Below are 12167 nucleotides of genomic sequence, written 5' to 3'. Positions count from 1 at the left end.
AAACCGACTGAGCGCCCGCGAGGAGACCCGACTGAGCGCTCGCGAGGAGACCCGACTGAGCGCTCGCGCGGAAACCGAGTGAGCGCCCGTGGGGAGACCGAGTGAGCGCTCGCGGGGAAATCGACTGAGCGCTCGCGGGGAAATCGACTGAGCGCTCGCGCGGAAACCGAGTGAGCGCCCGTGGGGAAACCGAGTGAGCGCTCGCGGGGAGTGCCCGAGGAAGCCGACGCGCGACCCGTCGACCTCGGGCCGAAACCCGACTGAGCGCCCGCGACGAGACCGACCGGGCGCCCCGCGAGGCGACTGACCAGCGGCGAGGCGGTCGGCGAGGACGAGACGGCGTCGCATCGGTGAGCCAAAAGTAAGTCGTGTCAGTGAGCCGAAGTGAGTCGTGTCGGTGAGCCAAAGGTAGGTCGCATCGGTGAGCCGAAGTAGCTGCATGGGTGAGCCGGAAGTGAGCAGTCCGCCAGGAGAGGGCGAGGAGAATCGCCCAGCACCTGAGAGAGGGCGCGAACCGGCGGACGCCGCTCGATAGGGTGGCGGGAGCGGAGGTGACGATCATGACGGCATCCAGCGCCGAGAGCGGCGAGTCCAACGACAGTGTGCTGCTCGACGAGCCGACCACGGCCGATCTGCGCGCCAAGGTCGGCGAGGCGTGGCGGGAGTTCGCGCGGGCCCTGGCCGGCGTGCTACCGGGCCTCGAGCCGGGGGCGCACGTCGACCTGACGCTCGACCCGACGGCGTCGGGCACCGGCATGGCCGTCTATTCGGTCAGCATCCGGGTGCTCGAGGGCGGCGTCGTCGAGGCGCTGGCGATCGGCAACGCGGGCCTGCCCGAGGGCTATCGGATGGACCGTGCCTCGATCGCCGACCTGGTCGCGCTGGGCTGGTCGCCGCCGGGCGTGCTGCCGGGCTCGGGTGACTCGTTCGGGCTGAGCTCCACTCAAGACAACTCGAACCGGCTGGCCACCGTGGTCGCGCGCACCCTGCGCGACGTCTACGGCGCGCCGCACCCGGCCTTCCTCGTCTATCTGGTGCACGACGAGAACGACGAGCCGATCGACACCGTGCCGCTGGCCACCGCCCGGCACGAGCCGAGCATCGACGGTGACCTGAGTCTCGACGACCTCGACGAGGACGGCTCGTTGGCGGCGGCGCTGGCCGACGCGGCCGACGAGGTCGTCCCGCTCGACGACCGGGTCCGCACGGTGGTCGCCACCATGAGCAAGACGACGACCGACCAGCTTCAGGTGGACGCGGACGGCGACATCGGCATCCGGGCCGGGTCGGCCATGGTGTTTGTCCGGGTGCGTGACAACCCGCCGCTGGTCGACGTGTTCTCGCCGATCCTGACCGAGGTCGAGCCGACCGAGCAGCTCTATGTGAAGCTCTCCGAGCTGACCAACCGGATGCCGATCGGGCGCCTCTACTGCGCGCAGGACACGGTGTGGGCGTCCATCCCGGTCTTCGGGCGCAACTTCCAGGCCACCCACCTGATGCTGGCCGTGCAGGTCATGACCGGTCTGGCCGACGAGCTCGACGACCGGTTGCACGGCGAGTTCGGCGGCAAGCGGTTCTTCGGCGAGGGCGACAAGCCGGCCCCGGCCAAGGAACCGGCCGACGACCACCGCACCGGCATGTATCTGTAGCCGGGTAACGGACAGCCGAAAGCCGCCCACCCCGCCGGGGCGGACGGGACGGGCGGCTCAGGCAGAGCCCGTTCCGGCGGCCACGCGGGGCTGAGGCGGACCGTCGGAACAAGCCCTGGTCAGAGGGACCTATCTCAGGTCGACCGCGGCGATGCGGTCGAGAGTGGATTCGTTCGAGGCGATCAGTCCGGTGCCGGTGAAGGTCCAGAGGTCGCCCCCGATCACCAGCGCCCGGCGCATCGAGCCGTCGTCGCGCGAGGTGGCGGAAAACCGGGCCGGACCCTGCAGGCGATCACCGGTGATGTGCACAGCCAGCGCGCCGGCCGACTTCGCGTCGGCCACCGGCAGCACGAGCAGGTTGGTCGCGGGCCACCAGAGGACGGCGTGCGGGTCGTTTTCGGCCTCGGACTGGCCACCCGCGACGACGTGCTGGTCAAGCCGTTTCGGTGCGGCCGGATCGCTGACGTCGAACAGCGAGATCTGCAGGCCGGTCGGCACACCCTTGCGGTCGGCCTCCTGACCGATCCCGATCAGCCGGTTCTCGCCGACCGGCTGCAGATGCGCCGAATACCCGGTGATCTTCAGTTCGCCGGTGACGCGGGGTTTCGCCGGGTCGGACAGGTCGAGGCTGTAGAGCGGATCGGTCTGCCGGAAGGTCACCACGTAGCCACGGGACCCGATGAACCGTACGGAATAAATCTTTTCGCCCTGGCCCAGTCCTTCGGCCGCGCCGACCTCGACCAGCTTCCCGTCCCGCTCGGCCAGCACCCGCACCGCCGAGGCGTCGTCCGTCCAGCTGGTCGTGGCCACCCGCAGGTGCCCCTCCCAGAAGGACATCGAGTACTGGTTGAGCAGGTGTCCCGGCACCTCACCGGACGCGACATAGGCCGGCTTACCGACCGGCGGCAGGCTGAACCGGTAGATGTCGGTGCCGTCCGGCGCGGCGATCTTGCCGGTGCCCGAGGTGTTGAAGCGCCAGCTCTGGTTGTTCGCGATGTAGAGCCTGTCGCCGGTGCCATAGACCGCGTCGCCGTCGGCCATCACCGCCACCGGATCGCCGGCCCCGAGCGCGGGCGCGTTCAGGTCGAACGACAGCACCCGCAGCATCGTCTGGCCCGAGAACGAATCCGGCCGGCTCACCGCCGAGCAGTCGAGCTGCCCCTTCGTGGTGGTGCCGCCGGTGGTGATCTCCCAGTCGGGCAGCCAGGCATCCACCGGCGTATTCGCGATCGTGTTCTTGTCGTCCTGCATGACGTTCTCGGGCTCGGGCTCGCCACGCCACGGGAACGCGATCTTCGGCCCGCTGCTGATCACGACCCGGGCCACGCTGCCGGTCTGCCGGGCGTCGACGATGCGGCCGTCGCCCCGGTAGCGGCTGATCAGGCGGGGCGTGCCACTCGCCAGGTCGACCAGCAGCACCTCGGAACGGCCGTTACCGGGCCTCATGATGCGGGTGTCGTCGCGCAGCGAGCGGAATCCGCCCCCGTCGGCCAGCACCAGCGCGCGGTCGCCGGCCAGCAGCAACGTCGGCTCGCCGAAGGCCTCGAGGCCGAGGTCGAGCTGGCCCGTCTGCGTGCGGGCGGCCGCGTCGACGACCCGCAGCACCCCGCCGGAGACCGTGACGATGCGGCGGCCGTCGGTCTTGACGATGTCGGGCTCGTCGACCCCCGCCTCGTGCACATTGGTGCCCGAATAGGACTTGGGACCCGATGCCTCGGCCGCGCGGGCGCTGTCCGGGACGGCCAGGCGGGTGTCGCCGGGCGCGGTCGTGCTGCTCAACTCGGTGGCCGCCCGCAACTCCTTCTCGAGCTGGCCGCACGAGTCGAACGCGACCAGCTTCAAAGGAGGCTGGGAGGGGGCGGGCGTCTCGACGGCGGACGCCGTGCAACCGGCCAGCGGCAGAACCGCGAGCGCGGACCAGAGCCAGGATCGACGCGACATGTCCGGTTGGACGGGCCGGTAGCCGAGCCGGTTCCCGCCCGGAGAAGCCGGAGAAGCCGGAGAAGGGGCGTCACTCCAGGGCGGGCACCGGGGTAGGCGTCTCGACCAACCGGGACAGCACGATCATGCTGCGCGTCGACGTGACGAACGGTTCGGCCCGCAGCCGCTCGAGGACCTGCTCGAGGTGCCCGATGTCGGCCGCCCGCAGATGCACGAGAGCATCGGCCTGGCCTGACACCGTGTATGCCCCCACCACCTCGGGATGGCGCCGGGCGGCCACCGTGATCTGGGCCGGAGTCGTGCGCCCGGTGCAGAACAGCTCGACGAACGCCTCGGTCGTCCACCCCACCGCGGCCGGGTCGACCACCGTGGTGAAGCCCTTGATCACCCCACTTGATCGGAGCCGGTCGACGCGTCGTTTGACCGCGGGGGCGGACAGCGAGACCTTCGCGCCGATGTCGGCGTACGACGATCGAGCGTCGGCCACGAGCAACGCAACGATTCGCTGATCCACGGCGTCCAGTTGCAACGTTTCGCCCCCAACGGACAAGATTTCTGGCTGTTTCGTCCACCTCAGCCTACCTACGCTGTGGGCGTGACGACTGAGCGCCTGCCGCGAAACCGGACATATCTCATGTGTCCGCCGAAGCACTTCACGGTCGAATACGCGATCAACCCGTGGATGGACACCACCGTCCCGGTCGACGCCGTGCTGGCCCTGAAGCAGTGGGAGATCCTCCGCGACACCCTGGGCGACCTCGGGCATCGGGTGCACGTGCTGGACGCCGTGCCCGGGCTGCCCGACATGGTGTACGCCGCCAACGGCGCGTTCTCGATCGACGGCATGGTCTACGGCGCCCGGTTCCGCTATCCCGAGCGTGGGGCCGAGGCCGACGCGCACCGCGAGTTCTATGCCGGCCAGGGGTGGCGGTTCGCCGGTCCGCAGCACGTCAACGAGGGCGAAGGGGATTTCGCGTACCTTCCTGCGGCGTACGGGGGAATGGTCCTCGCCGGTTATGGTTTCCGCACCGATCCGGCCGCCCACGCCGAGGCCCAGGAGGTGCTCGGTCGCCCGGTCGTCTCGCTGCGTCTGGTCGATCCGGCCTTCTACCACCTCGACACCGCCCTGGCCGCGCTCGACGACCGGAACGTCACCTACTATCCGGGCGCGTTCTCGGCCGCCTCGCAGCGGGTGCTGGCCCAGCTCTTCCCCGACGCGGTGATCGCTGACCGGGCCGACGCCGAGGCGTTCGGGCTCAACCTGGTCAGCGACGGCCGGCACGTGATCCTCAACACCGAGGCCACGGCGATGGGCGACAAGGTGCGCGCGGCCGGCTACCTGCCCGTCCACGTCGACCTGTCCGAGCTCAAGCGTGGCGGCGGCAGCGTGAAGTGCGCGGTCGCCGAATTGCGGGCCTGAAACCTCAAGGGCGCGACGCCGATCCCGAATTACCGTGACGGCAGACACGGTAAACAACGGCATGGGCGCTGGCGAATGGTTGGTGCCCGTGCGGGAAGATGGGTCTCATGACCGACGAACAGCGCACCGCCGAGAAGCAGGAAGACGGCTCTGTCATCGTGGTCGGCCCCGACGGGCGGCCGATGGGCACGATCGACGCCGACGGGACGGTCAACCCGGAGGAGCCCGGCAACCTGATCGAGCAGCCGGCCAAGGTCATGCGGATCGGCAGCATGATCAAGCAGCTGCTCGAGGAGGTCCGCGCGGCGCCGCTCGACGAGGCCAGCCGCGGCCGGCTCCGCGAGATCCACCAGCGCTCGATCACCGAGCTCGAGGACGGTCTGGCCCCCGAGTTGCGGGAGGAGCTCGAGCGCCTGTCCCTCCCGTTCGAGGGTGACACCCCGCCGAGCGAGTCCGAGCTGCGGATCGCCCAGGCTCAGCTGGTCGGCTGGCTCGAGGGGCTGTTCCACGGCATCCAGGCCGCCCTGGTCGCGCAGCAGATGGCGGCCCGGCTCCAGCTCGAGCAGATGCGCGGCGGCAACGGCGGCCGGCCCGCCCTGCCGATGGGCGCGATGCCCGGCATGCCCGCTCCCCGCGAGGGCGGCGAGGGCGGTCGAACCGGCCAGTACCTGTAGCGGCTAGAGGTCGAAGGCCTCGGCGAGGTAGTTCGCCACCCCGTCCTCATCGTTGGTCGGGCCGACCTCGTCGGCCACCTCCTTGACGGCGGGGTGGGCGTTGCCCATCGCCACCGAGTGCCCGGCCCAGGCCAGCAGCGGGATGTCGTTGGGCATGTCGCCGAACGCCACCACCTCGGACTTGTCGATGCCGTAGCGCTCGCAGTGCCAGGCCAGCCCGGCCGCCTTGGTCACGCCGGCCGCGCTGATCTCGACCAGCGCACTGGTCGACGAGTGCGTGGTCGTGGCGATGTCGCCCAGCGTGCGGCTGATCAGCTCGTAGAAGTCGTCCGCGCCGTGGTGGGCCGAGCGGGCCAGCAGTTTGACGGCCGGCACCGAGGTCAGTTCCTCGGGGCTGGCCAGGACGCGTACGGTCTGGTTGTTGTCGGGCTCCCAGCGGACCGGCCAGGCTTCCTCGTACCAGAACGAGCGTCCGTCTTCGACCTCGACCGCCAGCGCGACGTCGGGCACCGCCTCGCGCAGCCGCTTGGCCACGTCGAGCAGCATCTCGACCGAGAGCGGATCGGTGCGCAGCACCTCGTCGGCCTCGGCGTCGTAGATCACCGCGCCGTTCGCGCAGATCGCCGGCACCGGCGCGGCCATCTGCTGGAACAGCTGATGCAGCCAGCGCACCGGGCGACCGGTGACGACGACGAACGGGACCGGAAGAGCGTCGAGCACCTCGATGGTGCGCTTGCTCAGGGTCCCGTCGGAGCGGATGAGGGTGCCGTCGATATCGCTGGCGACCAGCTTGTATGGCGAGGTCATCACCTCGACAGTAGCCGGTCGAGATAGACCGCCACACCGTCCTCGTCGTTGGTGAGCGTCACCTCGTCGGCCACCGCCCGCAGCTCGGCGTGCGCGTTGGCGACGGCCACCCGGCTCCAGCCCGCCCAGGCGAACATCGGCAGGTCATTGGGCATGTCGCCGAACACCAGCACGTCGGCCGGGTCGACGCCGACGGCCTCGGCGACCACGGCCAGGCCGGTGCCTTTGTCCACGTTCGCCGGGCAGATCTCGACGTAGTTGAGGCCGGCCTGGGTGACCGACGCCACCTCGGCCGGAACGATCCGGCGGGCCACGGCGAGCAGGTCGTCGACGTCGTACGCGAAGGATCGGGCGAATGCCTTGATCACGTCACCGGTGCAGCATTCGGCCCGCGGGCGCTTCTCGACCACCACCGGGTAGCGCCAGGTCGGGTCGTAGTCGCCCCAGAGCGGCGAGTCGTCGTGCTCGAGCGCCTCGACCATCACCGACAGTTCGCCCACCTCGGCCTCGAGGTCGGCCAGCACCCGGGCCAGCACGGAACCGGACAGGCGGGAGCGGAGCAGATAGGCCGACTCGGCCTGGTCGAGCACCCAGCCGCCCTGTGCCATCACCAGGAAGTCGGCGTCGCGGATGTCGTTGCGGGTGAGTGAGGTCAGCCGAGGCCCGCGGCCGGTGGCGCCGACGACCCGGATGCCGGCCGCGCGGACCCGGTCGAGCACCTCGTGGGTATAGGCGGACACGGTGTCGTCACTGCGGACGAGAGTGCCATCGAGATCCGTGGCGATCAGCTTGGGAAGGCCAGGCTTGACCATCTGATACCTCCGAGGGTGGTGAAACCCCCGCGGAGGGCGGAAGGAAAACGGTACACCCGCGCGACTACCAGCGGCTATAACTTTTGGTAGTCGCGGGGTGTATAGACCGTTAGCGCGAAGGTTCGAGGATGTCGCGGCCACCCAGGTACGGCTGCAGGGCCTTCGGGACGCGCACCGAACCGTCCGGCTGCTGGTGGTTCTCCAGGATCGGAATCAGCCAGCGCGTGGTGGCCAGGGTGCCGTTCAGCGTCGCCGCGGTCTGCGGCTTGCCGTCGGCGTCGCGGTAGCGGATGTTGAGCCGCCGCGCCTGGAACGTGGTGCAGTTCGACGTCGAGGTGACCTCGCGGTAGCGGCCCTGCGACGGCACCCAGGCCTCGCAGTCGTATTTGCGCGAGGCGCTCGACCCGAGGTCACCGCCGGCCACGTCGATCACCCGGTAGGGGATCTCGACCTTGGCCAGCATCTCCTCCTCCATCGCGAGCAGGCGCAGGTGCTCGGCCGCCGCGTCTTCGGGCTTGCAGAACGCGAACATCTCCACCTTGTCGAACTGGTGGACGCGCAAAATGCCACGAACGTCTTTCCCGTACGACCCGGCCTCGCGCCGATAACACGACGACCACCCGGCGAACCGCTCCGGACCGTTCTCGAGGTCGATGATCTCGTTCGAGTGGTACGCCGCCAGCGGAACCTCGGACGTACCGACGAGGTAGAGGTCGTCGGCTTCGAGCCGGTAGATCTCGCTCGCGTGGGCGCCCAGGAAGCCGGTGCCCTCCATCGACTCCGGCTTCACCAGCGACGGCGTGATCGACGGGATGAACCCGTGCTCGACCGCCTGGGCGATCGCCATCTGGAGAAGGCCGAGCTGCAGCAGGGCGCCGACGCCGGTGAGGAAGTAGAACCGCGAGCCCGACACCTTGGCCCCGCGCTCGGTGTCGATCGCCCGCAGGGCCTCACCGATCTCGAGGTGGTCGCGCGGGTTGTCGATCTGCGGGATGTCGCCGACCTCGCGCAGCACGACGAAGTCGTCCTCGCCGCCCGGGGGCACGCCGTCCTGCACGATGTTCGACACCGCGAGGTGGGCCTGGCGCAGCGCCTCGTCGGCCGCCGCCGTGTCCGCGTCGGCCGCCTTGACCTCGCCCGCGAGTTCCTTGGTGCGGGCCAGCAGGGCGGCCCGCTCGTCACCGGAGGCCTTGGGAACCTGCTTGCTCAGTGACTTCTGTTCGGCCCGGAGAGCCTCGAACCGCTGGGTGGCCGATCGGCGGGCCTCGTCGGCGCGCAGCAGGTCGTCCACCGCCTCGGTGGACTCGCCACGCAGTCGCTGGCTGGCGCGGATCCGGTCGGGGTCTTCGCGAAGCAGACGCAGGTCAATCACGAGTGTCGAGCCTACCGGCGGCCCTGTCCGGTCAGCACCCGGATATCCCCCAATGCCTAGCTCGGGCGGTCTCGATCGTCGTGCAGCGTGGTGAACGGCTGGGACGGCGAGACGGTGAGGTCCATCGGCTCGGCGTCGAAGTCGTCGTCGGAACGGGACGGCCGGCGCCACGACCAGACCGCGGCCGGCTCTTCCTCGGGATCCGCTTCCTCGTCGGGAACCGGGTCGCCGGCCAGGTGCTGCCCGGCCAGATAGAGCGCACCCGCGGCCAGGATCACCGCGATAAAGGCACACCACACCCCTCGCCCGTACGAGAGGGAAGTCTCGGTCGTGTCGAAGGCGACCCGGTAAACGGGGTCGATCACGTAGCTCTCGGACGTGATGCGGGACGCCACCGCGATCAGGACCCCGCCCATGGTGCCGGCCACGCTGAGACCGGTGAGCCGGAAGGTGTGCCTGGTCGCGAGCGGCCCGAACAGCGTGAGAACGGTCACCGGCACCAGCAGGAACAGGCCGAGCACGTAGCCGATGCCGAGTGCACCGAGGTCGTCGAGGCCGGCCGGCAGCACCCGCGCGGGCGATTCGCCGCCCAGCGAATTCGGCGCGAGGTTGGTGACCTGCCATTCGGAGAGGGCCGAGACGAGCGCGGCCAGGGCGGCCAGCGCGGCCAGCAGGGGCACCGTGCGACGGTCGGCGAGCAGCTCACGGCCGGTGCCGGAAAGATCCCAGCGCCGTTTGCGGGACGGAGTCGGATCGGGCTCGGAACCGAACTCGACCACGGCCTCGGACGGCGTCACGTCGATCTCGGCCGGTGGTGGCTGCGCGGGCATGGCAACCATGGTGCCCTGTGCCAGGTCGAGCGGCCAGCGGCCGCGACATGGACTAGCGTTTTGGTATGCCTATTCGCACAGCTTCGGCCCGCTGGCAGGGGAACCTCACCGAGGGTTCCGGTTCGATCAAGACCGGCAAGGGCGGCATCCAGGGGAACTACTCGTTCAAGTCGCGCTTCGAGGAGGGCGAGGGGACGAACCCCGAGGAGCTGATCGGCGCCGCGCACGCCGGCTGCTTCTCGATGGCCTTCTCGAAGGCGCTCGCCGACGCCGGCTTCACGCCGACCTCGGTCGAGACCGTCGCCAAGGTCCACATGGACAAGACCGACGCCGGATTCAGCGTCACCAAGATCGACCTCGAGACCGTGGGCGACGTTCCCGGCGTCGACGACGGCACGTTCCAGAAGATCGCCGAGGACGCCAAGGCGAACTGCCCGATCTCGCGCCTGCTCTCGCCCGGCGCCGAGATCACCCTGAGCGCCAAGCTCGCCTGACAACACCCCATCGCGATGCACCGGCTGCCTTTCAGGTGGCCGGTGCACAATGGCTCGTGTGCCGGTCGACATGAGTCGCGAACGCTTCGAGGAACTGGTCGGTGAGGCCCTCGACGAGGTGCCCGCCGAGCTCCTGAAGGTCATGGACAACGTGGTCATCGTCGTCGAGGACGACCCGCCCGAGTCTGAAGATCTGCTCGGCCTCTACGAGGGCACGGCGCTGACCGAGCGCGGCTGGGACTACGCCGGCGTGCTGCCCGACCGCATCACCATCTTCCGCAACCCCACGCTGCGCGTCTGTGACACCGAGACCGACGTGATCGACGAGGTCGCCATCACGGTCGTGCACGAGATCGCCCACCACTTCGGCATCGACGACCACAAGCTGCACGAGCTGGGCTGGGGCTGAAAGATACCTGAAAGGCTGACCGCGCCCTTGGCACGGACTCCTACCCTGATTGCACATACCGTCAGCAGGAGGAAGTGCCATGCGCAGCGAGCTCTTCTCAGCCGAAAACCTCGAGAAGGAGTCGGCTCAGCCCGGGCTCCGCCTCCAGAACTCCAAGCTGCTCAAGGCCGAACTGAACGGCGAGTTCATGGCCCGGCAGGGCTCGATGGTCGCCTACCAGGGTCAGGTGCAGTTCGAGGCTCTGGGCTCGGGCGGCATCGGCAAGTTCATCAAGCAGAAGCTCACCGGCGAGGGCGTTCCGCTGATGCGCGTACGCGGTCACGGCGACGTCTTCCTGGCCGACGCCGCGGCCGACGTGCACCTCATCGACCTCGAGCCGGGCGACGCGCTCTCGATCAACGGCACCAACGTGCTCGCCTTCGACTCGACGCTCAACTACGACATCAAGATGGTCGGCGGCGCCGGCATGATGTCGAACGCCGGCCTGTTCAACTGTGTCTTCACCGGCCACGGCCGGATCGCGGTCACCACCAAGGGCACGCCGGTCGTGCTGACGGTCGACCAGCCGACCTACGTCGACCCGCAGGCCGCGATCTGCTGGTCGGCCAACCTGCAGACCGGCTACCACAGCGCCGAGTCGCTCGGCCTGGGCACGCTGCTCGGCCGCACCACCGGTGAGCGGTTCACGATGACGTTCGCCGGTCAGGGCTTCGTGGTCGTCCAGCCCTCCGAGGAGCCCCCGGCCGGTCTGGCCGGCACCGGCGGCGGCCAGCAGCAGGGCGGCGGCGTGCTCGGCAACATCTTCGGTAATTAGGAAAAGTCGCCGGCCCGGATCCGGGTGAGCCAGGCGGCGGAGTCGGCGAAGTCGGTGTTGGAGAGCCCCCGTGGTGAGGCCACGGGGGCCTCGGGCGTGAGCCGGTGACGGGCGTAGCTGCCCAGGAAGCGCACGTCGGCGCAGATCCGGCGCAGGCCCTGCAACGCCTCGCCCAGCCGCGGCTCGGCCACGTGGCCGGTGCAATCGAGGAAGAAGACGTACGTCCCCAGCTGCTCGCCGGTCGGCCGGGACTCGATGCGGCTCAGGTTGATGCCCCGGACGGCAAGCTCGGTGAGCACGGCCAGCAGCGCCCCGACCTGGTCGCGGCGGATCGACAGGGCCAGCGAGGTCACGTCGTCGCCGGTCGGCTCGGCCGGCGGCCCGGGCCGGGTGAGCAACGCGAACCGGGTCACGGCGTCGGCGTGGTCGGCCACCTTGTCGGCCAGCACGGTCAGCTTGTTGCGGGGCACACCGATCGGCGCGCACAGGGCTGCGTCGTGCTCGCCCGCGGCGGCGCTGATCGCCGCGGTCGCGTTGGAGAGCACGTCGACGACCACCGCGTCGGGCACATTGGCCCGCAGCCAGTTGCGGCACTGAGCCGACGCCTGCGGGTGCGCCGCGATCGAGCGGATCTCGCCGAGCGGGGTCAGCGCCCGGGCCGCCAGCACGAACTCGACCGGGATCACCACCTCTCGGGTGATCACCAGCGGGCTGCCGGTGACCAGCTCGTCGAGCGTGACCGGGATGGCGCCGCCCACGGAGTTTTCCAGCGGGACCAGCGCGGCGTCGGCGTCACCGGCCCGGACGGCCTCGAGCGCCTCGGGCACACTGCGGGCCGGGGTGCGCAGGCCGCGCTCGGCGGCGGGGATGGTGCGCAGGGCGGCCTCGGTGAAGGTGCCCTCGGGGCCGAGGTAGACGAAGCGCGTGGGCGGCGTACCAGGCATG

Annotated in this window: 13 protein-coding genes; 6 read left to right on the top strand and 7 right to left on the bottom strand. The window is 69.9% G+C overall.

Features of this window, described 5'->3' with window-relative positions; translation table 11 throughout:
• Positions 1 to 560: 560 nt before the first annotated feature.
• On the top strand, positions 561 to 1649 hold the full coding sequence (locus KOI35_RS08380) for a T3SS (YopN, CesT) and YbjN peptide-binding chaperone 1 (protein ID WP_215785437.1): 1089 nt from the start codon (positions 561 to 563) through the stop codon (positions 1647 to 1649).
• Between the two features lie 129 nt (positions 1650 to 1778).
• Here the strand turns inward: KOI35_RS08380 and KOI35_RS08375 are convergent, their stop codons facing one another.
• Entirely contained in the window at positions 1779 to 3590 is a 1812-nt protein-coding gene (locus tag KOI35_RS08375) for a beta-propeller domain-containing protein (protein WP_215785436.1), read from the bottom strand.
• A gap of 70 nt (positions 3591 to 3660) precedes the next feature.
• Entirely contained in the window at positions 3661 to 4119 is a 459-nt protein-coding gene (locus KOI35_RS08370) for an Lrp/AsnC family transcriptional regulator (protein WP_215785435.1), read from the bottom strand.
• Positions 4120 to 4185: 66 nt separating this feature from the next.
• On the opposite strand from KOI35_RS08370, the gene ddaH reads away from it, so the two are divergent.
• Together ddaH and KOI35_RS08360 are read left to right on the top strand one after the other, a co-directional pair.
• Positions 4186 to 5010 carry a dimethylargininase gene (gene ddaH / locus KOI35_RS08365; RefSeq protein ID WP_369076847.1) on the top strand — a complete coding sequence of 275 codons (825 nt, stop codon included), beginning with the start codon at positions 4186 to 4188 and terminating at the stop codon, positions 5008 to 5010.
• A gap of 107 nt (positions 5011 to 5117) precedes the next feature.
• Entirely contained in the window at positions 5118 to 5684 is a 567-nt protein-coding gene (locus KOI35_RS08360) for a bacterial proteasome activator family protein (protein ID WP_215785434.1), read from the top strand.
• Between the two features lie 3 nt (positions 5685 to 5687).
• Here KOI35_RS08360 and KOI35_RS08355 read toward each other — a convergent pair whose 3' ends face one another.
• The 4 genes from KOI35_RS08355 to KOI35_RS08340 all read right to left on the bottom strand — a co-directional run bounded on the left by KOI35_RS08355 (position 5688) and on the right by KOI35_RS08340 (position 9505).
• Complete coding sequence (locus KOI35_RS08355; protein WP_215785433.1) at positions 5688 to 6491, bottom strand: HAD family hydrolase; 804 nt, start codon at positions 6489 to 6491, stop codon at positions 5688 to 5690.
• Positions 6491 to 7303 (bottom strand): HAD family hydrolase, encoded by an 813-nt coding sequence (locus KOI35_RS08350; RefSeq protein WP_215785432.1) that lies wholly within the window; start codon positions 7301 to 7303, stop codon positions 6491 to 6493. Before KOI35_RS08350 ends, KOI35_RS08355 begins: the two co-directional genes overlap by 1 nt.
• 109 nt (positions 7304 to 7412) lie before the next feature.
• Positions 7413 to 8675: a serine--tRNA ligase gene (gene serS, locus KOI35_RS08345; protein WP_215785431.1), complete on the bottom strand. Its 1263-nt coding sequence runs from the start codon at positions 8673 to 8675 to the stop codon at positions 7413 to 7415.
• Positions 8676 to 8731: 56 nt separating this feature from the next.
• On the bottom strand, positions 8732 to 9505 hold the full coding sequence (locus tag KOI35_RS08340; protein ID WP_215785430.1) for a hypothetical protein: 774 nt from the start codon (positions 9503 to 9505) through the stop codon (positions 8732 to 8734).
• Positions 9506 to 9570: 65 nt separating this feature from the next.
• On the opposite strand from KOI35_RS08340, the gene KOI35_RS08335 reads away from it, so the two are divergent.
• The 3 genes from KOI35_RS08335 to KOI35_RS08325 all read left to right on the top strand — a co-directional run bounded on the left by KOI35_RS08335 (position 9571) and on the right by KOI35_RS08325 (position 11222).
• Positions 9571 to 9999 (top strand): OsmC family protein, encoded by a 429-nt coding sequence (locus KOI35_RS08335; RefSeq protein ID WP_215785429.1) that lies wholly within the window; start codon positions 9571 to 9573, stop codon positions 9997 to 9999.
• Positions 10000 to 10048: 49 nt separating this feature from the next.
• Positions 10049 to 10408 (top strand): metallopeptidase family protein, encoded by a 360-nt coding sequence (locus tag KOI35_RS08330; protein WP_215785428.1) that lies wholly within the window; start codon positions 10049 to 10051, stop codon positions 10406 to 10408.
• 79 nt (positions 10409 to 10487) lie between these two features.
• Positions 10488 to 11222 carry an AIM24 family protein gene (locus KOI35_RS08325; protein ID WP_215785427.1) on the top strand — a complete coding sequence of 245 codons (735 nt, stop codon included), beginning with the start codon at positions 10488 to 10490 and terminating at the stop codon, positions 11220 to 11222.
• On the opposite strand, the gene pheA is transcribed toward KOI35_RS08325, so the two are convergent.
• Positions 11219 to 12166, bottom strand: coding sequence for a prephenate dehydratase (gene pheA / locus KOI35_RS08320; RefSeq protein WP_215785426.1), 948 nt, complete (start codon positions 12164 to 12166; stop codon positions 11219 to 11221). The two genes, KOI35_RS08325 and pheA, sit on opposite strands and share 4 nt — an antisense overlap.
• Position 12167: the final 1 nt, after the last annotated feature.

The organism is Paractinoplanes bogorensis (genome assembly GCF_018829635.1).
Classification (GTDB): Bacteria; Actinomycetota; Actinomycetes; order Mycobacteriales; family Micromonosporaceae; genus Actinoplanes; species Actinoplanes bogorensis.
This window is presented reverse-complemented; position numbering and strand designations above follow the sequence as displayed.

Excerpts from the sequence above, each read along its gene's own strand:
- KOI35_RS08380 (WP_215785437.1), top strand. The coding sequence starts at position 561 with ATGACGGCATCCAGCGCCGAGAGCGGCGAGTCCAACGACAGTGTGCTG.
- KOI35_RS08375 (WP_215785436.1), bottom strand. The coding sequence starts at position 3,590 with ATGTCGCGTCGATCCTGGCTCTGGTCCGCGCTCGCGGTTCTGCCGCTG.
- KOI35_RS08360 (WP_215785434.1), top strand. The coding sequence starts at position 5,118 with ATGACCGACGAACAGCGCACCGCCGAGAAGCAGGAAGACGGCTCTGTC.
- KOI35_RS08355 (WP_215785433.1), bottom strand. The coding sequence starts at position 6,491 with ATGACCTCGCCATACAAGCTGGTCGCCAGCGATATCGACGGCACCCTC.
- KOI35_RS08350 (WP_215785432.1), bottom strand. The coding sequence starts at position 7,303 with ATGGTCAAGCCTGGCCTTCCCAAGCTGATCGCCACGGATCTCGATGGC.
- KOI35_RS08340 (WP_215785430.1), bottom strand. The coding sequence starts at position 9,505 with ATGCCCGCGCAGCCACCACCGGCCGAGATCGACGTGACGCCGTCCGAG.
- KOI35_RS08335 (WP_215785429.1), top strand. The coding sequence starts at position 9,571 with ATGCCTATTCGCACAGCTTCGGCCCGCTGGCAGGGGAACCTCACCGAG.
- KOI35_RS08330 (WP_215785428.1), top strand. The coding sequence starts at position 10,049 with ATGGCTCGTGTGCCGGTCGACATGAGTCGCGAACGCTTCGAGGAACTG.
- KOI35_RS08325 (WP_215785427.1), top strand. The coding sequence starts at position 10,488 with ATGCGCAGCGAGCTCTTCTCAGCCGAAAACCTCGAGAAGGAGTCGGCT.
- pheA (WP_215785426.1), bottom strand. The coding sequence starts at position 12,166 with ATGCCTGGTACGCCGCCCACGCGCTTCGTCTACCTCGGCCCCGAGGGC.